The 19,031-nt window shown below is 70.4% G+C and carries 15 protein-coding genes and 2 pseudogenes; 10 read left to right on the top strand and 7 right to left on the bottom strand.

The genetic code is table 11. The annotated features are described in order from the left end of the window. The first annotated feature begins 56 nt into the window (after positions 1-56). From EEJ42_RS01235 to EEJ42_RS01205, 8 genes and pseudogenes are all read left to right on the top strand, one after another. Positions 57-1,169 carry an ATP-binding protein gene (locus EEJ42_RS01235; RefSeq protein ID WP_123098183.1) on the top strand — a complete coding sequence of 371 codons (1,113 nt, stop codon included), beginning with the start codon at positions 57-59 and terminating at the stop codon, positions 1,167-1,169. Beyond that, complete coding sequence (locus EEJ42_RS01230) at positions 1,166-4,027, top strand: DUF5682 family protein (protein WP_123098182.1); 2,862 nt, start codon at positions 1,166-1,168, stop codon at positions 4,025-4,027. The genes EEJ42_RS01235 and EEJ42_RS01230 overlap by 4 nt, the downstream gene beginning before the upstream one ends. A gap of 98 nt (positions 4,028-4,125) precedes the next feature. Next, positions 4,126-5,213: pseudogene (locus EEJ42_RS52175) on the top strand (hypothetical protein); the annotation flags it as partial. Continuing rightward, a pseudogene (locus EEJ42_RS54410) lies at positions 5,125-5,610 on the top strand (DUF2201 family putative metallopeptidase); the annotation flags it as partial. The pseudogenes EEJ42_RS52175 and EEJ42_RS54410, both read left to right, overlap by 89 nt. Continuing rightward, positions 5,580-6,254: a vWA domain-containing protein gene (locus tag EEJ42_RS54405; RefSeq protein ID WP_425472836.1), complete on the top strand. Its 675-nt coding sequence runs from the start codon at positions 5,580-5,582 to the stop codon at positions 6,252-6,254. The pseudogene EEJ42_RS54410 and the gene EEJ42_RS54405, both read left to right, overlap by 31 nt. 110 nt (positions 6,255-6,364) lie before the next feature. Beyond that, positions 6,365-7,483, top strand: coding sequence for an amidinotransferase (locus tag EEJ42_RS01215; protein ID WP_123098204.1), 1,119 nt, complete (start codon positions 6,365-6,367; stop codon positions 7,481-7,483). A 102-nt stretch (positions 7,484-7,585) separates the two neighbouring features. Further along, positions 7,586-8,143 carry a carboxymuconolactone decarboxylase family protein gene (locus tag EEJ42_RS01210; protein WP_123098181.1) on the top strand — a complete coding sequence of 186 codons (558 nt, stop codon included), beginning with the start codon at positions 7,586-7,588 and terminating at the stop codon, positions 8,141-8,143. Continuing rightward, entirely contained in the window at positions 8,140-8,988 is an 849-nt protein-coding gene (locus EEJ42_RS01205; RefSeq protein WP_123098180.1) for an RNA polymerase sigma-70 factor, read from the top strand. Before EEJ42_RS01210 ends, EEJ42_RS01205 begins: the two co-directional genes overlap by 4 nt. A 29-nt stretch (positions 8,989-9,017) precedes the next feature. Here EEJ42_RS01205 and EEJ42_RS01200 read toward each other — a convergent pair whose 3' ends face one another. After that, on the bottom strand, positions 9,018-9,800 hold the full coding sequence (locus tag EEJ42_RS01200; RefSeq protein ID WP_123098179.1) for an MBL fold metallo-hydrolase: 783 nt from the start codon (positions 9,798-9,800) through the stop codon (positions 9,018-9,020). 80 nt (positions 9,801-9,880) lie between these two features. Here EEJ42_RS01200 and EEJ42_RS01195 point away from each other — a divergent pair, with 80 nt between their 5' ends. Beyond that, positions 9,881-10,498 (top strand): CGNR zinc finger domain-containing protein, encoded by a 618-nt coding sequence (locus tag EEJ42_RS01195; protein WP_123098178.1) that lies wholly within the window; start codon positions 9,881-9,883, stop codon positions 10,496-10,498. 42 nt (positions 10,499-10,540) lie between these two features. On the opposite strand, the gene EEJ42_RS01190 is transcribed toward EEJ42_RS01195, so the two are convergent. The 6 genes from EEJ42_RS01190 to EEJ42_RS01170 all read right to left on the bottom strand — a co-directional run bounded on the left by EEJ42_RS01190 (position 10,541) and on the right by EEJ42_RS01170 (position 18,036). After that, positions 10,541-12,910 (bottom strand): transketolase-like TK C-terminal-containing protein, encoded by a 2,370-nt coding sequence (locus tag EEJ42_RS01190; RefSeq protein WP_123098177.1) that lies wholly within the window; start codon positions 12,908-12,910, stop codon positions 10,541-10,543. Positions 12,911-13,448: 538 nt separating this feature from the next. Continuing rightward, complete coding sequence (locus EEJ42_RS53710) at positions 13,449-13,571, bottom strand: hypothetical protein (RefSeq protein WP_281291383.1); 123 nt, start codon at positions 13,569-13,571, stop codon at positions 13,449-13,451. A gap of 7 nt (positions 13,572-13,578) precedes the next feature. Beyond that, a complete protein-coding gene (locus tag EEJ42_RS01185) occupies positions 13,579-14,415 on the bottom strand; it encodes a carbohydrate ABC transporter permease (RefSeq protein WP_123098176.1) in 837 nt (278 codons plus the stop codon). Further along, a complete protein-coding gene (locus EEJ42_RS01180; RefSeq protein ID WP_123098175.1) occupies positions 14,412-15,401 on the bottom strand; it encodes a carbohydrate ABC transporter permease in 990 nt (329 codons plus the stop codon). The genes EEJ42_RS01185 and EEJ42_RS01180 overlap by 4 nt, the downstream gene beginning before the upstream one ends. A gap of 2 nt (positions 15,402-15,403) precedes the next feature. Further along, positions 15,404-16,705: an ABC transporter substrate-binding protein gene (locus tag EEJ42_RS01175; RefSeq protein WP_123098174.1), complete on the bottom strand. Its 1,302-nt coding sequence runs from the start codon at positions 16,703-16,705 to the stop codon at positions 15,404-15,406. Between the two features lie 86 nt (positions 16,706-16,791). After that, positions 16,792-18,036 (bottom strand): aminotransferase class V-fold PLP-dependent enzyme, encoded by a 1,245-nt coding sequence (locus tag EEJ42_RS01170; protein WP_123098173.1) that lies wholly within the window; start codon positions 18,034-18,036, stop codon positions 16,792-16,794. A 238-nt stretch (positions 18,037-18,274) separates the two neighbouring features. Between EEJ42_RS01170 and EEJ42_RS01165 the strand changes: the two genes are divergently transcribed. After that, positions 18,275-18,973, top strand: a complete 699-nt coding sequence (locus tag EEJ42_RS01165) for a FadR/GntR family transcriptional regulator (RefSeq protein WP_123098172.1) — start codon at positions 18,275-18,277, stop codon at positions 18,971-18,973. The last annotated feature ends 58 nt before the right edge of the window (positions 18,974-19,031 follow it).

The following is a 19,031-nucleotide window of genomic DNA, read 5'->3' as shown; positions in this document are numbered from 1 at the left end:
GCCTACTTTCCTGCTCGCCTACCTTCCCGCTCCGACCTGCTCAGAAAGGCCCTGTGATGTCCGACCTGTTGCGCGCCCCCGCCGAGATCAAGTACGCCGAGGAGCTGGACTGGCTGGAGTCCATCGACGACAACCCCAAGCCCTTCTCCTGGCGTCTGTCCCCGAAGATGATCCGCGTGTTCATCCTGGGCTCCGAGCGCTCCGACGGCCTGGACCGGGAGATCGCCCAGAAGTGGTTCGGCGACCGCAGTTTCGTCGAGCGCTCCATCGTCACGCTGGCCTCCGACCGCGGCCTGCTGCTCATCGGCGACCCCGGCACCGGAAAGAGCTGGCTGGCCGAGCTGCTGTCCGCCGCGATCTCGCGCAACTCCACGCTGGTCGTGCAGGGCACGGCCGGCACCACCGAGGACCACATCAAGTACTCCTGGAACGTGTCCATGGTCATCGCCAAGGGTCAATCGCGGGAGTCGATGATCCCCTCGCCGATCATGACCGCCATGGAGAGCGGCGCGATCGGCCGATTCGAGGAACTCACCCGCTCCACCAGCGATGTCCAGGACGCGCTGATCTCGATCCTGTCCGAGAAGTACATCTCCGTTCCCGAACTGGACAGCGACGGCATCGTCTTCGCCAAGCCCGGTTTCTCGATCATCGCCACGGCCAACAGCCGTGACCGGGGCGTCAACGATCTGTCCTCGGCCCTCAAGCGCCGCTTCAACTTCGTCCGCATCCCGGTGATGACGAACAAGAAGAGCGAGGCGGAGATCGTCCGCTTCCGCACCGAGGAGCTGCTGCGCCGCCACCAGATCGAGCTGGATGTGCCGCCGACGCTGCTCGACGTACTGCTCCAGAGCTTCGCCGATCTGCGCGCTTCGGCGGCCGCGGCCGGAAGCGACGACGAGAAGCTGGAGTCCGCGCTGTCCACAGCCGAACAGATCGGTGTGCTCGAGGACGCGATCCTGCACAGCAATTTCTTCGGCGAGCGCGCCCTGACCGCCCACACCCTCGCCACCTCGCTCGTCGGGTCGCTGGCCCGGCGCGAGCCCGAGGACCTGGCCATCCTCAACAAGTATCTGCACGGTGTCGTGGAGCCGCGCAGCAAGGACGAGGGCGGATCCTGGCCGGAGTTCCTCGAGGGCGGCCGCGACGCGATCGCCACCCTGTCATGAGCGGCACCCACCAGGGGACCTTCGAAGCGCTGCGCACGCAGCTGCGGGAGGCCGCCGCGACGTTCGCCGACGGGCCCGACGCCCTGGAGGGCATCCTGCTCGGCCTCGTCGACGACGTCGACCGCGCGGCGGGCGAGCCACTGGAGATCTTCCCCGTCTGCCACCACTCGCCCGCCTCGGCGATCGCGATGGCCCGCCGTCTGCGCCAGAAGCAGCCGAAGGTCGTGTACCTGGAGCTGTGCGAGGACATGGCGCCGCTGCTGACCGAACTACGCAATTGCAGACTCCCGGTGGCGGTCCAGGCGTTCGCCACCGACGTCGACGGCTTCCCGCCCGAATGGTCTCCGCTGTCGGTGGTCGCACCGGTCACCGAGGCCTCGGCCGAGTACCAGGCGATCGCCTACGCGCTCGACACCCCCGGAGTCGAACTGGTCCTCGTCGACCGTTCCTCGGACCACGTCTTCCAATGGGACGCGCGCGGAATACCGTCCGACGAGCCCGCCGCCGACGTGGGGGAGCCGGACGCGTCCGCCGCCGACGAAGAGGCCGCGCTGCACGGCGACGCGGTCGGCGTGGAGATCGGCGACCTGCGGCCGCGCTTCGCGGAACTGGAGGAACACCTGCTGCGCCACGGCAAGGTGCGGCACTGGTCGGAGTGGTGGCACCAGTACGTCGAACTGCCGCTCGGCGACGGCGACCACGACACCTACCGCCAGGTCATGTTCCTGATCGGCAGCCTCTTCCGGCGCCTCGCCCCCGGCGACCCACACCGGGTGCGCGTGGATGAGGACCGCGAGCGCTACATGTGGACCAGGATGCGCGAGCACCTGGCCGCGACCGGCACCGATCCCGCGGACTGCCTCTACGTTTGCGGCGCCTTCCACGCCGCCAGCCGCGTCGAGGAGTTCGGCGTCCACGGCGCGGACACCTATCGGATCAGCCCGCGCACGGCCACCACATGGCAGTACGGCCTGATCCCGTCCAGCCACGCGGCGATCGAGGCTCAGTTCGGCCTCGCCGCCGGTTCGGTGTCGATCGCCGCCACGGTCTGGGCGAAGAACGTCAAGCGCACCCGCGTGGAGCCGTACCGCCTGGAGGGCCAGGCGGGCCAGACGGACGCGCAGAAGACCAAGGCGCAGAAGGCCAAGGCACAGAAGGGCAAAGCGCAGAAGACCGCGCCCGCCACGGCTCCCGCGCCCGCCACCCCGCAACCGGCCTCCGACAGGCTGACCGGCTTCCTGCGGCAACCACCCGTACTGGACCGGCTGGACGAGACCGAACTGCTCGGCTGGTCGGTGGAGATCGTGCGCGCCGCCCGCCGGAACGGCTACCTCGCCTCCACCGCCGACGCCATCGCGGTGTTCGAGACGTCGATCCTGCTGGCCGGGATGCGCGACCGGGCCAAGCCCACCCCGTACGACTTCCAGGACGCGGCCGTCACCTGCATCGAGAAGGACACCGTGCCCGGTCGGCGCGATGTGCGCCGCCTCGTGGAGATCATGATGGGTGGCGACCGGATCGGAAAGGTCGGCTACGACGCGCTGCCACCGCTGGCCCGCGACGTGCACGACCGGCTCGCGCCGCTGAACCTCAAGCTCCAGCAGCGCGGTGTGCAACGGGCGCTGCTGGACATCGCCTCCCGGCCGGAGCTTCAGCAGTGCTCCGACGTGCTGTGGATCCTGCGCTACCTCATGCCCCACGGCACCGCCCGCCCGATCATGGGCGAGCGGACCCTGGGGGAACGGCCGATCCAGGAGTCATGGGACGTGGCGCTGGGCACCCACCAGCGTGCGCTCATCGAGCTGGGCTACGAGGGCGTCAGCATCGAGCAGGTCCTGGAGCAGCGCCTCCGCCGCACGGCGTACGACCCCCAGGCCACCGCGGCGACCGTCCTCCGAGCCGTCGAGGACGCGACGCTGTACCTGCGTAGCCGCCGTCTCGCCGACGAACTGGGCACCCGCGCCCTGGAGGTGCTGTCGGCCGAGCGCAGCGTCGACGGGGCGCCGGAGGTGCTGCGCCGGGTGCGGCGGCTGCTGGCGTACTACCGCACCAGCGAGCCGGTGCTGCCGCCGTGGATCGAGTCCTTCGTCACGACCGGATACGCGCACTACTGCACCCTGCTGCCGACGGCGTTCACCGACGACGACGCCACCGTCCGCCAAGTGGCGGCGATGCTGGGCTTCCTGTTCAGCATGGAGAGCCTGGCGCTCTCGCTGGGGTGCGACCGCACCCAACTGGAGCTGGCCGTCGCCCAGTCGCATCCGCGGGACCCGTCGAAGACGGCGCTGCTGTGGGCGGCACAGCAGCAGCTCGGACACCTCTCCCGCACGGACCTTCGGGCGCGGTGCGACGAACTGCTGGCCAACCCCATGGTGCTGCCCGCGTATCCGCGCTACCTCAGCGGCTTCGTCCACGCGCTGGAGCCCGTCCCGGGCCTCACCGACTTCGTCGTGGAGGCGGTGTCGAGCGCCTTCGCACGGCTGCCGGACACGGTGCTCCTGCCGTGGCTGCCGACCCTGATCACCACCCTGCGATCGGGCGGCGCCGAACTGGCCCCGCTGCTCATCCGCGAGGCCGGACGGATCTTCCCCGGCCGTCTCTCGGCGCTGGACGCGTGGGTGCCGCCGTGGCAGGCACAGCCGGAACCGGAAGCCACGCCATCCGCGGCGCACGCGGACGGCAACCGGCGCAGTGCGCTGCTCGCCGCCCACCCGGCGACGTGCGACGCGGTGGCGAACCTGCTGGGCTGCGACGGGACATGGGCGACTGCGGACTCCCACCACCCGGCGGGCGCGGCACTGGCCGGTCGCCATCCGGATACGGCCGTGGCCTTGGAGGCGCTGCTGACCAGCGCGTGATTTTTCACCTGACAGATCATCGCGGGGAGCGTTACGCTCCCCGCGATGACTCATTCTGTAGACAGATTGGGGGTCCCGTCCGCGCAAGGTGAGTGCTGATGCTCACCGACACCGCGACGGGATACTGCTGCCTTTTCTTCCGGCGCCTTTCCTTCTGGCGGCGCGTGCGGGAGTTCGCCGTGCCGCCGTCCATGATCGAGACTGCGACCGCCCGCCGCCGCAGGCTTCGACGTCGACATCCATCCGCGTTCCGTGGCGCGTACCCACGGCCGGGAACTCGCGGCCCGGGTGCGGGACGACCTCCGCCATCTGGCGCCCGACCTGTTGCGCTGGCACATGCCGAGGATCGCCGCCCCTGACGGACTGCTGCGCCCCGGCCTGACCATCGCCCTCGCGCGCTACGACGCTCCGGGGCGCGATGGCACCGGCCCCGTCCACCTCGTCGCCCGGACGCCGCCCGCCTGGGCGGATGCCGGGCAGCGCATCAGCCTCGCGCTGTGGGACGGATCCCGCTCCGGCCGTCATCCGCATGCCGGGGCCGGTGCCGCCGGGCCGTCGCTGTGCCGTCCACCGGGGGGCGGCCGAGGCGCGGCTCGTGCTCCACGCCGAGGGCGCGTCCGCCGATGCCGTCCTCGTACGGCTCGGCGGCCGCCACCGGCTGGTCCTGGACCTCGCCGCGGATGGCGCGGACCACGCAGGCGACCCGAGCGCTGCCGGGCCGCTCGCCACGTTGCCGATCCTGCCCGACGCGGCGACCTGGGTCCTGCCGAACCTGGAACTGCTCCGCACCGGCCCGTCCCGGCTCCCGGACCGGGCAGGACAGCCGCGCCTGGTGGAGTGCCGGGGAGCCCGGCACCGGATCGGCCTGGTCAACGGGGTGTTGGCGCCGCTGGACCACGCCCCGGCCGACATCCGGCGCGAGGAACTGCTCGCCGCACTCACCGGCACGCCGCTTCCCTGTCTCCAGGCCGTCGATGAGGCCCACCGCCATCCGGACTGCCTCGCCGGGGTCCGCGAACGGCTGGACCACGGCGACACCGCCGGTGCGCTGGCCGTCGTCGAAGGGCTGCTGGGCCCCGACGCACTGCTGCGCGACGGTGCGCTGCGGGACGAACTGGACGCGGCCGCGCAGCGCCGCCCGCGCCCGTCCCTACCTGGCGACGGCGCTGTTCGCCCTGCACACCGTCGAGTCGCGGCAGGTACCGACGATGGCCGTCGACCGGCACTTGCGGTGCTGCGTGTCCCCCGCGTTCGTGGACCGGACACCCGTCGAGGAACTGGCCGCCGTGTGGGTGCACGGGGTGTCCCAACTGCTGCGCGACCACTACGGGCGCGGCGACCGGGTCGCGCGGGAGCGCGGGCTGACCGGTCCCGCGGAGCGGCTGCGGATGAACATCGCCGCGGACTGCGAGATCAACGACGATGTGTTCGGCGACGGGCTGGTCCGTCCCGAAGGCGCCGTCGACCCCGCGTTCCTGACGCTGCCCGAAGGGGAGCTGATGGAGGACTACCTGCGGCAGTTCCGGCTCGGGCCGCCCACCCAGAGCATGGCGTGGCTGGACTGCGGGACGCGGTCCGGTTCCGGGTGGCGCAGGGCATCACCGCCCGTCCGGGCAACGCGCCGAAGGGGTGGCAGCGGTGGGCGGAGGAGGCGTTCCACCCGCCGCAGCCGTGGCGCGAGTTGCTGGGCGCGGCCGTCCGCTCGGCGGCCTCCGGGCCCGGCGCGGGCGAGGGCCCGTCGCGGCGCTCGGCCGCCGTGGCAGGCGCCGTACTGCCGAACCTGCGGCGGCGGCCGCCCCGGGTCTCGGTGGTCATCGACACCTCCGGCTCGGTCAGCGACAGCGAACTGGGCAGCGCGCTCCTCGAGGTCGCCGCCATCTCCCGTGCCGCGGGCGGCCGCCGCGACCTGGTCAGCGTGCTGCCGTGCGACGCGGCGGCCGACACGGTGCACCCGCTGTGCCGCGCCGAGGGAATACCCCTCGTGGGCGGCGGGGGTACGGACCTCCGTACGGGCTTCGCCCGGGCCCTGCGGGCACGCCCCCGCCCCGATGTCATCGTGGCCCTCACCGACGGCCAGACATCCTGGCCGGGTACCCGACCGCCGTGCCGGACGGTGGTGGGTCTCTTCCCCCGCCACCGGGCAACCCGGTCATGGGACGAGGACAACCCGGATTACGTGCCGGATACGCCACCCGACTGGGCGCGCGTGGTGGCCATCGGGGAGTGAGGCCAAATGGATGGTTCTGCTCGCCGAGGTGGAGGAGTACACCCGGTCGCTCGGGGAACCCCGTTGAATACTTTAAGTTGCCTGACTTCGGTGATCGGAAGCGATTGACCATGGTGGTAGTAGAGCGATCCGAGCTTCCCGCGGAGCATCTCGTTTCTCCGGTCAATTCACACAATGAATGGGATCCGCTGGAGGAAATCATCGTGGGCCGCCTCGACGGCGCGACGATCCCCTCCAGCCACCCCGTGGTGTCCTGCAACCTCCCCCGGTGGGCGGCGCGGTGGCAGGGGCTCGCCTCCGGCATCAAGTATCCGCGCAAGCTCATCGAACCGGCGCGGGAGGAACTCGATCAGTTCATCGCTCTCCTGCGGTCCCTCGGCGTCACGGTCACGCGCCCGGACGCGGTCGACCACAGGAAGCGCTTCGGCACTCCCGACTGGTCGTCGCGCGGTTTCTGCAACACCTGTCCGCGCGACAGCATGCTCGTGATCGGCGACGAAATCATCGAGACACCGATGGCATGGCCGTGCCGGTATTTCGAGACCCATTCCTATCGCCCGATTCTCAAGGACTACTTCCGCCGCGGCGCACGCTGGACGGCGGCGCCCAAACCACAGCTCACCGACGCGCTGTTCGAGCCGGATTTCCGTACCCCGGAGGACGGCGAACCGATGCGCTACATCCTCACCGAGTTCGAGCCGGTGTTCGACGCGGCGGATTTCGTCCGGGCGGGGCGTGACCTGTTCGTCCTGCGGAGCAACGTCACCAACTGCATGGGCATCGACTGGCTGCGCCGTCACCTCGGTCCCGAATACCGCATCCACGAGATCGAGAGCCGCTGCCGTACGCCCATGCACATCGACACGACGTTCCTCGTGCTGGCGCCGGGAAAGGCGCTGGTCAATCCCGAATACATCGATGTCGACCGCCTGCCCGACCTTCTGAACTCATGGGACATCCTGATCGCCCCCGAACCCGACCGGATCGAGGAACGCCTGCTCAGGCTGACCTCGATGTGCGGCAGGTGGCTCAGCATGAACATCCTCATGGTCGACGAAAAACGGGTCATCGCCGAGCGCCACCACACCGACATGCTGCGCGCGCTCGAAGGCTGGGGGTTCGAGCCGATCCCGTGCGACCTGCTGCACTACGCGCCGTTCGGCGGCTCCTTCCACTGCGCGACGCTCGACGTCCGGCGCCGCGGCACGCTCGAATCCTATTTCCCCTGAGCGACCCGCTCAGCGACCCGCCCGGATGTCACACTCCGGCGGTCTCCCTTGTCACACCTCCAGAAGACACGACCAACGGATACGACAAGAGGAGCGCCTGCCATGGCCCGGATCTCGCTCACCCCGCCCAACACCCTGCTCAACCGCATCGGTGCCTGGTACTCCCGGCGCACCTACGGCAAGGCGCTCGACCCCGGGCTGGCCCTCGGACACAACGCGCGGGTGCTGCTCACCTATGTGCGGCAGGAGCGCGGCGCCGCCAAGTGGAACCGCCTCGACCGGAGCCTCAAGCACCTCGCCGTCATGGCCACGGCCACCAGGATCAACTGCTCGTGGTGCATGGACTTCGGACACTGGGAGGCCGACGTCCTGGGGCTGCCCATGGACAAGATCTCCAAGGTCCCGCAGTGGCGCGACCACCAGGAGGACTTCACCGAGCTGGAGCTGCTCGTCCTGGAGTACGCCGAGGCCATGACCGAGACTGAGCCCCGCGTCACCGACGAGCTGGCCGCCGTCCTGGTCGAACGGCTCGGTGAGGCCGCGTTCGTCGAACTCACCGCCATGGTCGCCCTGGAAAACTACCGTTCGCGCGTCAACAGCGCCTTCGGCCTGACCAGCCAGGGCTTCTCGGACGCCTGCGAGGTACCGTCGCGGACGTGATCGACGCAACCACCTTTGAACACCACCGAGGCATGCTGTTCGGCATCGCCTACCGCATGCTCGGCAGCGTCGCCGACGCCGAGGACCTGGTGCAGGACACCTGGCTGCGGTGCAGCCAGGTGTCCACCGCCGTGGACAACCCGGCCGGCTATCTGACCCGTACGGTCACCAACCTCGCGCTCAACCGGCTCACCTCGGCCGCCGCCACCCGCGAGCAGTACGTCGGGCCCTGGCTGCCCGAGCCGCTGGTCACCCAGCCGGACGCCGCCGAGGAGGTGGAGCTGGCCGAGTCGGTCTCGCTCGCCATGCTCGTCGTCCTCGACACCCTGTCGCCCCTGGAGCGCGCGGTCTTCGTCCTCAAGGAGGTGTTCGGCTTCTCGTTCCGGGAGATCGCCGGAATGCTGGAGCGCGGCGAAGCGTCCGTACGGCAGGTGGGTCACCGCGCCCGGTCACACGTCCAGGCCCGGCGGACGCGCTACGACACACCGGCCGAGGTGCGGCGCCAGGTCACCGACGAGTTCCTGGCCGCCTGCATCGGCGGAGACATCAACCGGATGATGGAGCTGCTCGCCCCCGATGTGACGGCGTGGAGCGACGGCGGCGGCAAGGTGAAGGCCGCCCTCCGCCCGCAGCGCGGCGCGGACAAGGTCGCCCGTTTCCTCGCCGCTGTCGCCACCCAGCCGATGGAGGACCCCCGCGTGCACGCGGTCGACGTCAACGGTCGGCCGGGACTGCTGCTCACCGTCGCGGGCCGCCCGGACACCGTCGCCTGCGCGGAGGTCGTCGACGGCCGGATCACGGAGATCCGCATCATCCGCAACCCGGACAAGCTGCGACACCTCTAGCCGCCTCGGCGCATCAGCCCGTCAGCACATCAGCCCAGGTCCAGCCGGTCGGCCAGCCCGGTGGCGGTGAAGGCGGCCACCACGTCGCCGCGGCCCTCGGTGAAATGGGCCCAGCTGTCGCAGTGGACGGGGACGACGCGGCGGGCGTCGAGGATCTTCGCCGCCTCCGCGGCCTGCGCGCTGTCGAGCACGATCAGCGCGCCGTCGTACAGATTGGGGAAACGGGGCGCACCGGCGAAGAGGATGGCGGTGTCCACCGGGGCGAAGCGCCGGGCGATCTCCTCGACCAGGGCGAGCTGTGCGTTGTCGCCGCTGACGTAGACCGTGGGCAGATCCTCGGCGGTCAGGACGAAGCCGACCACCTCACCGGTGGTCGCCTCGACCTCCGCGCGCGGTCCGGGGCCGTGGAGGGCGGGCACGCCGGTGACGGTCACGGTCCCGCCGCCCGGGCGGTCCAGCTCGATCGACTCCCAGTCCGCAAGACCCTTGGCCCGCCCGCCCAGGCGCCGCCCGCCGCCGGGCGTGGTCAGGGTGAGCGGGACGTCGGCGAGCAGGGCGCGGCCGGAGTGGTCGAGGTTGTCGGGGTGCTCGTCGTGGGAGAGCAGGACCACATCGACGCGGCCCAGCTCGGCGGGGCCACCGGCGGCAGGGGCCGTCTTGGTCAGGAACCGGCCGTCGTGCCTCGGGTAGTCGCCGGGGGCGTCGAAGGTCGGGTCGGTCAGGAAGCGCAGTCCGCCGTACTCGAAGAGGGCGGTCGGTCCGCCGAAGACACGGACGGGGAACCGCTGGTCGGCAGGGCTGGTCGCAGACATGACGAAAAACCTCACGGATAGAGGGGTGTGTATCCGTGAAGTACGGTACGGGTTTCTCACGCATAAAGGCAACCCGTACCATGAGAACCATGAGGGAGACCGAGACAGCCGAACCCGCCGTGCCGCCGGCGCCCGGCGCGGAGCAGCACCCCGCACTCGACTTCGCCAACAGCGTCATCGCCCTCCCCGGCGGGCACCACCTCGACCTCCTCGCCACCCCCGGCGCCGCCGAACAGTGGCTCGTCGACCGCGGCCTCGCCCCCGCCGACACCGGCATGATGGAGCTGTGCGCCAACCTGCTGCGCGCCCTGCGCGAACAGGTCCGGGCGCTCCTCGCCGCCCACACCGCCGACCTGCCCGCCCCCGACGGGGCGCTGGCCGCCGTCAACGACGCGCTCACCCGCGCCCCCGCCGCCTCCCTGCTCCGCTGGGACGCGGCCCGCGGCCTCTACCGCGAGACCGCCCACCCCACCACGCAGATCGTCGAGCACGCCCTCGCGGTCCTCGCCGCCGACACCGCCGACCTGCTGACCGGCCCCGACGCCCCCCGTCTCACCGCCTGCGGCTCCGCCCCCTGCAACCGTTTTCTGCTGCGCACCGGACGCCGCCACTGGTGCTCCACCCGTTGCGGTGACCGCGCCCGCGCAGCCCGCGCCTACGCCCGTCGCACCCGCACCACGACGCACCCCGAACGCTGACGTGTCCCAAGCGTCGCCATTGATGCGCCGTGCTCGGGAAGCTCAGTCGATGAGGTCGAGGGCGGCGGCGATGACGCTGTCGCCGTCGATGCCGTGGTACCGGTAGACGTCGTCGAGGGCACCGCACTGGCCGAACCGGGTCACGCCCAGGGTGGTGACGGGCACCTGATGCACCGTGGCGAGGAAGGCCAGGGTGTGCGGATGGCCGTCGAGCACGGTGACCAGCGGGGTGGCCCGGTCGGCGGGGAAGGCGCGGTCGAGGATCCAGTCCGGGTCCTCGGCGAGGCCACGCCGCGCCTGGAGAGCGCGGAACAGCAGATCCGGGCTGGTCACGCACACCACATCGGCGCCGTGGCCGAGAGCGTCGAGCCGTTCTGCGGCGGCCAGGGCCTCGGGGACCAGGGCGCCCATCGCCGCGATGGTCACCACCGGCTCGTCGTGGCGCCGCAGCCGGTACGCGCCCGCCACCACCTGCCGACGCCGTCGCTCACGCGCCGCGGGGTCGGTGGGCACGGCGGCCAGGGACTGGTCCACCGGCCGGGTGGACAGCCGCAGGTACGCCGAACTCCCCTGCGGCTGACCGAGGTTGCCCAGGGCGGCGAGCAGACACCACTCGGTGTCGATGGCGAAGGCGGGCTCGTACGACACACACCCCGGCTGCTCGATGCCGAGCGACGGAGTGGTGATCGACTGGTGTGCACCGCCCTCCGGGGCGAGCGTGATCCCGGACGGGGTGCCCACCAGGATGGACTGGCCGCCCGCGTACATGCCGAACGACCACGGCTCCAGCGCCCGGTTGACGAAGGGGTCGTACACCACGCCGATGGGCAGCAGCGGCTGACCCCAGCGGCTCCAGGTGGCGCCCAACTCGCCCAGCAGGCCCACCAGGTTGGTCTCGGCGATGCCCAGTTCCACATGCTGTCCGGTCGGCTTCTCCCGCCAGTGCAGGATCGTCTCGGCGTCGTCGGCGAACCAGTCGGTGCCTTCCGTGGCCGACCACACGCCGACCTTGTTCAGCCAGCCGCCCAGGTTGGTGGTCGAGCTGACGTCGGGGCTGACGGTGACGATCCGGCCCGCCGCGTCCGGCGCCCGGCGGGTGAGGTCCAGCAGCGCCCTCCCGAGCGCCTGCTGGGTGTGGCCGGTCCCGGTGGGCACCGGGCGGCCGAGGTCGGCCGGAAGGGCGGGCGGCTGCTGCGGCTCGCGCTCGGGCCTGCGCAGCCGCTCGGCGGCGGCCGCGCACAGCGACGCCTCCGCCGAGCCTTCGGGGAAGAGGGCCCAGGGGCGGTCCAGGTCCGCCCCCAGCCGCTCGGCCAGCGGGCGCATCTGGTCGCCGGTCAGCAGCGAGGAGTGGTTCTGCGGATGGCCCTCGGTGGGCAGCCCGTGACCCTTGACCGTGTACGCGAAGATCACGGTCGGCCGGGTGTCGTCGATGGTGTCGTACGCCTCCAGGAGGGCACCGAGATCGTGGCCGCCCAGGTTGCGCAGCGCGGCGAGCAGCGTGGCGTCGTCCAGTTGCGCGATGAGCCCGGCGATGGGACCGGCGGTGGAGCCGGTGCCGGGCAGCCGCTCGCGCAGCTGGTCGGCGGTGCAGCGCAGCAGCCGCTGGTATTCGGGGTTGCCCATGGCGTCGATGCGCGTGCGCAGGGCCTCTCCGCCGGGCCGGGCGAACAGCTCGCGCAGCAGGTGCCCGTACTTGAGCGTCAGCACCTGCCAGCCGGCGGCCGTGAACATGCCCTGGAGCCGGCCGGCGGCGATGCCGGGCACCACCCGGTCCAGGGACTGCCGGTTGAGGTCGACGATCCACGTGACCTCGCCCAGGGAGGACACCACCGGGTCCTGGACCGCCTCCCAGATCGCCCCCTCGTCCAGCTCGGCGTCACCGAGCAGGGAGTACTGCCGCCCGGTCCCGGCCCCGCCGAAGCGGCCCTCCACATACCGCCGGGCGAGCGCACCCCACAGCGGAGCGGTGGCGCCGATCCCGACCGAGCCGGTGGAGTAGTCGACCCGGTCGGGATCCTTGGACCGGCTGGGGTAGCTCTGGAGTCCGCCGAAGGCGCGAAGAGTCGTCAGGTACGACGCGTCCAGCTCGCCGAGCAGGTAGTTGATGGCGTGCAGCACCGGTGAGGCATGGGGCTTGACCGACACCCGGTCCTCGGCGGTCAGCGTGTGGAACCACAGCGCCGTCATGATCGAGGCCATCGACGCGCTGGACGCCTGGTGGCCGCCGACCTTCAGCCCCGTGGGGTTCGGCCGGACCCGGTTGGCATGGTCGATGATGGCCGTGGAGAGCCACAGCACCCGGCGCTCGACCGCTTCCAGCGTGCCGAGCGTCCCGGGGTGTTCCCTCCCGGCCGGGTCCTTGCCCGGGACGCCCGAGAAGGTCGCGTCCATGACCACGTTGACCACCTCCATGGCCTGGACCTGGCGTCCAGGAATGCTGTGTGATGCGAGAAGTAGACAGAGACCCCACCTTCTGCGCAACATGTCGCCTTCCGGCTGGGCAATCTGCTCACTGCGCCGGGCTGAAAGAGCCCTCGACTGACCAAAGTGCCCAATGACTGCGGAGGTTCAGAGCGGAAGCGCGGCCACGCGCCCCAGGGCTGGGACCACGCGTACGTGCGCTCCGTATCGCCCGTCCGCCAGCGGCGCGGGGCCGTGGTCCCGAGCCAGTCCAGCGGTTCGACGCCGCCGGGCGCCCCGTCGTCCAGCGCCGGCCGGACGGCCGAGCCGAGGTCGGCGTCAGTCTGCGGGGTGCGGGCGACCGGGCCGGCGGAGACGTGGCAGGCCGCCTGCAACTCGCCGTACGAGCGCTCCCACGCATCGTCGAGCACCAGGGCGGGGCGGTGCCCGCCGGGGTGGTGGCGCCAGCGCAGCGCCACCGTCGACACGCCCTCCGGACCCGGCGCGGCGAGCGCCACCCGCAGGGCGCCGTACGGATCCTGGCGCGCCGTCACCTCGGCGCGCCGGGCACGGTCCAGCGGCCCGGCCCCGCCGGTGCGGCGGTGTGCGGGTCCCCGGACGGGCCGTTGATCACATGGACGGAGTCGGGCGGCGGAACGTCGATCACGGACATGGGTACCTCACCCCTTCACCGCGCCGGAGGTGAGCCCCTGCACGATGTGGCGGCTCGCGAAGGCGAAGAGCACCATCGTCGGCAGGATCGTGAACACGGCCGCCGCGGACATCGAGCCCCAGTCGATGTTGAAGCTGGAGATGAATCCGTTGAGGGCCGTGGGGATGGTCTTGTTGGCGTCGCTGTTCATCAGGGTCACCGACAGGAACAGCTCGTTCCAGCAGTTGACGAAGTTGAAGATGAACGCCGCCACGATGCCCGGACGCATCACCGGGAGCAGCACCCGGAACAGCGCCGCGAACCGGGAGAGGCCGTCGATCATCGCGGCTTCCTCCAGCGCGTCGGGGATGTTCTCGAAGAAGCCGCGGAGCATCACCGTGCAGAAGGGGATGCACACGGCGATGTAGACGAGGATGAGCCCGAGCCGGTTGTCGACCAGCTTCAGGTCGGTCATGAGCAGATACAGCGGACCCAGCGCGATGAAGGTGGGGATCATCTGGGTGACCAGGGCGGCCGTCAGCAGCGCGGACTTGGTGCGGAACTCGAAGCGCGCCAGCACGTACGCCGACAGCATCGAGATGGCGGTGGCGACCGCGCCCGCGACGGTCGCGACGATGAGGCTGTTGGTGAGATAGGTCCCGAAGTCGGCCTTGTTGAACAGCTCGCTGTAGTTCTCCAGCGAGAAGTGCTCGGGCCAGTAGGCGAGGGGGAAGGAGAAGATGTCGCCCGGCGCCTTCAGCGACGTGATGGTGATCCAGTACAGCGGGAACACGGTGAAGGCCAGCCACAGCCCCAAGAAGACGATCCGGACGGCCCGGCCGCCCGCGGTCTCTTTGCCGATCACGACCTCACCTCTCGCTTCTCGCGCGTGGCCAGCAGGAAGAACACCGTGAACAGCAGCAGCCCCGCGACCACGAGGAGACCGAGTGCCGAGGCCTTGCCGTAGTCGCCCTGCTGGGTGATCTTGATCATCCAGGTGGTCACGATGTGCGTCTCGTTGTTGGGCCCGCCACCGGTCATCCCGAAGATCAGATCGGGGAAGTTGAAGATCCAGATGACCCGCAGCAGCACGGTGAGCACCAGGGTGACCCGGATGTAGGGGATGGTGATCTGGAAGAGCGTGCGCACCTTCCCGGCCCCGTCCAGCGCCGCGGCCTCGTACAGCTCGTCGGGGACCGACTGGAGCGCGGCCAGGAGCATGATGGCGAAGAAGGTGACGCCGTACCAGGTGTTGGCGATCAGCACGGCGATCATCGCCTTGTGCGGATCGGCCAGCCACGCCACCGGCTCGTCGATCAGCCCCGCCTTCTGGAGGAGGTCGTTCACGACGCCGAACTCGCTGTTGAACATCCAGCGGAACAGGATGCCGATGAGGAACCCGGAGATCGCCCAGGGGAAGAAGACCAGCGCCTGGTAGACGCCGCGGAACCGGAACCGGCGGCGCAGCCACAGGGCGAGCGCGAAACCGATCACGAGCTGGGGCACGATCGACCCGATGACCCAGAGGCCCGTGTTGCCCAGCACGGTGCCCCAGTTGGGGTCGGAGAACACCTCCTGGAAGTTCCGCAGGCCCACCCAGGAGGTGTCGGTGAGATCGTTGAGATCCCAGTGGCGGAAGGCCATCTGGCTGCCCGCGATCATCGGGTAGTACGTGAACACCGCCACGAAGATCGCGGCCGGTGCCATGAAGGCGGCGATGAGCAGGCCCCGGCGGGTCGTGAACTCCCGCTTGCGGCCGTCCCGTGGCCCGCTCCGGGACCTCGGGACGGCTTGCTTCCGGACGGGGCGCGAAGGCTTCGGCCCGGTCGTCGTCGCTGACGTGGCGGGCATCCCTACTTCTCCTGCTCCCACTTCTTGGTCCAGTACGCGTCCCAGCCCGCCAGCAGCTCCTTGGGCGACATCTTGCCGATCACCATCTTCTGCACGTCGGCGTCGGACTTCTGCTCCCAATCGCTCCACCAGGCGACGCCGCGCGGCTGGCTCACATTGAGGTAGGTACCGGGGTGCTCGGTCATGGTGACGTAGGACGACCACGGTCCGGTCTTGTAGAACGGGTCCTCGGTCGCCGACTTGAGGATCGGCACCAGGCTGTTCTTCTTGGTGAAGTCCGTCGACGCCTTGCCCTGGGACAGGAACTCGATCAGCTTGACGGTCTCGGCCTTGTGTTTGCTGCCCTTCGCGATGCCCCACCCGGCGGTGGCCAGCGGCTGGACGGTCTTCCCGCTGGGCCCGGCCACGAGCGGAGCGGTGTCCCACTGGTCCTTCGAGATCGACTTGGACTCGGAGACCGTGGCGATGACCTCGGGATCCTGGAGCAGGAAGGCCGTGGAGCCATTGGAGAACGCCTCGACCATCTCCGGATAGCCCCAGGAGACGGACGACTTGGGCGATGCCTTCTTGAAGAGCGTGAGGTAGGTCTTGAGGGCATCCAGGGCCTCGGGCGCGGAGAAGATCGTGCGCCCGTTCTTCAGCTTGTAGCCGTTGGCGAGGTCGACCTTGTCGGCGACGTACGCCTCGATGATGGCGGTGGCGTTGCTGTTGGCGTTGGCCCCGCCGCGGAACGCGTATCCGTAGCGGCGCTTCGCCGGGTCGTTGATGGCGGACGCCTGCTTCAGCAGCTGGTCCCAGGATGCCGGGGGCTTGCTGAACCCGGCCTCCTTGATCAGGTCCTTGCGGTAGAAGAGGCTCAGCCCGTAGAAGCCGTAGGGGACGAAGAAGGTACGGCCTTCTGTGTCCGCGGACGCCTTGACGGCGTTCTCCGTCATGGCGTCCCAGCCCTGCCAGCCCTTGAGGTCCTTCTTCATGTCGTACAGCCAGCCGTTGTTCGACCACGGGCCGACCGTGATGTCCCGTACCTCGAGCGCGTCCACGCCGCTGCCGGACTGGAGCATCTGCTGGATCTTCTGGTCGGCCTGTTCGGTGGGCGGCGAGATCAGATTGACCTTGATCTTGGGGTTCTGCTTCTCGAAGTCGGCTATGAGCCCCTTGAGCAGATCGGTACGGGCGGGATTGGTCAGGCTCTCGACCATGTTGAGCGTGACCGTTCCGTTCGCGTTCGGGCTCATGGTGGAACAGCCGGTCAGGACCATCGCGGCGGCGGTGCCGAGGGCGAGGGCTGCCGTCCTTCTCCTCATCGTGCTGACCTCTTCCGTGGGTGCGGGCCGCGCTTGGAGCGGCTTGGGGGAGTCGGGGGTGGGGAGGGGTTTTCGGTGTCGTGCCGCTACGGCGCGCGGTGCCGCCCGCGAGCCGCGCGGGCCCACTCACCGAGGACGGGGACGCAGCTCTCGGCGAAGTACTCGTAGTCGGCTGCGGTGTTGTAGACGTGGGCGGACACCCGCAGATAGCCGATGCCGCCGAAGCTGGTGAAGGCCGCCTCGACCCCCAGCTCCCCGGCGACCCGGTCGCGCAGCGCGTCGGCCTCGACGCGGGTGGCACCGAGCCCCTCGGGCAGCCGCACCAGACGCATTCCGGGAACCGGCATGCCGACGTCGACGGCGCTGTCGGCGCCGGTCAGCTCGGTGAACGCGGCACCGATGACCTGCGCGGCGTAACCGGCCAGGTGGTCCATGTAGCGGCGGGCGCGCTGCCAGCCCCAGGTGTGCTCGATGAAGCCGAGCGCCGTCGGCGCAGCCAGATAGCAGGTGGCATCCACCGTGCCCTGCTGGTCGAAGCGGTCGGGGTACGGGTCCTCGGCGCCCCATGAGTCGATCGGCGGGTAGAGCCGCTCGCGCAGCGGGCCACGGGCGACGAGCGCCGCGGTGCCGCGGGGCGCGCACCCCCACTTGTGCAGGTTTCCGACCCAGAAATCACAGGTCAGACCATCGAGCGGGGCGGGGAGCAGACCGGGTGCGTGCGCCCCGTCCACGAGCAGCGGGATCCCGCGCCGCCGCGCCTCCGCGCCGATCCGCTCCACCGGCATCAGGCGGGCGGTCGCCGAGGTGATCTGGTCCACCACGATGAGGTCCGTCGCGTCGGACACTTCGGCGAACACGGCCTCGCACGCCTGCTCCTCGTCCGCGTCCAGGGGCACGTGCGCGGTGCGGACGCTGCCGTCCCAGCGGTCGCGCGCCAGCCGCTCGGCGCCCATGGTGACGGCGCCGTAGCCGTGGTCGGTGACGACGATCTCCCCGCCGCGGCGGCGGTCGAGGGCGGCGTACACGACGCTGATGCCCGCGCTCGCGTTCGGCACCAGGGCCAGGTCGTCGGCGGCCACCGCCAAGAAGTCGGCCACCTCGACCCTGGTGTCGGCGATCCGCTGCGGCAGCGCCGGGAACCACACCACCGGGGAGCGCTCCATCTCCACCCGCAGCTGCTTCTGCCGCTCCTGTGCCACCAGGGGTACCGCACCGAAGGAACCGTGGTTCAGGTGTCTCATGGCGGGGTCCAGCGACCACGCCCGGTCGGCGGGATGGCCGTCGGCCAGCAACAGGGGGCGTGGCGCCGCGATGACATCGGTCTCGCTCACATGACTCCCGATCTGCCGGGGTCCGAGTGTTCCGAGGGGCGTCAGAAAGGAGAAAGGTCTGATCGCGACCAGAACACGTATGATGACTCGGCATCTTGCATGACGGATTCCGCGCAATCAAGGTTGTGCAGCGCAGATCATCAGATGACTTCCAATCGATACCTCCGAGACATCTGATGAATCGGTACAGTGCGGCGAAGGGCGCGGGACCGCGCCCCGCCCGTTCGGGAGGAATCGGATGTCCGCAGTCGACAAGGCATTCCACGGCCTGCGCCACATGATCGCGACCGGGCGCCTCAGCGCCGGAGGGCGCATTCCGCCCGAGGGTGAGCTGTGCGAGGAACTCGGCGTGTCCCGGGGGTCGTTGCGCGAGGCCGTGCGGATGCTCGCGGCCCTGGGGGTGGTCGAGCCGCGACACGGCTCCGGTACCTATGTCTCCCAGCTCAGGCCGGAGGACATCATCGGCAGCCTGTCGCTCACCCTGGAGCTGCTGCCGCTGTCCGGCCTGCTGGAGGTGTACGAGATCCGGCGCGTCCTGGAGTCCCACGTCGCCGCGCAGGCCGCGGCCCGCAGCACCCCGGAGACGGTGCGGGAACTCTTCGCGCTCATCGAGGCCATGGACGCCACCGACGACCCCACCGAGGCATCGGACCTCGACCACCGCTTCCACGCCGAGATCGCCACCGCGGCCGGAAACCCCGCCCTCGCCTCGCTGCTCTCGGTCTTCCGCGCCCGCTCCCGCAAGTACCAGATCTTCACCCTCCCCGAGGGCGAGCAGATGCGGCGCAAGAGCGACGAGGACCACCGCGTGCTGGCCACCGCGATCGCCGACCGCGATCCGCGCGCCGCCGCCGGCGCGGCCGAGGCGCACGTCGCCCAGACGGAGCGGTGGCTGCGCGCCTTCATGCCGCCCATGGAGGAGGACTCCCCGGCCTGATGCGTTGCGTTGCGATTGACGCGTCAGACTATTGCGGGTTTCGCAATGCGCCCCTAGG

The organism is Streptomyces botrytidirepellens, from assembly GCF_003721215.1.
Taxonomy (GTDB): Bacteria; Actinomycetota; Actinomycetes; order Streptomycetales; family Streptomycetaceae; genus Streptomyces; species Streptomyces himastatinicus.
The sequence above is the reverse complement of the archived record's forward strand: the minus strand, read 5'-3'. Positions and strand labels throughout refer to the sequence as shown.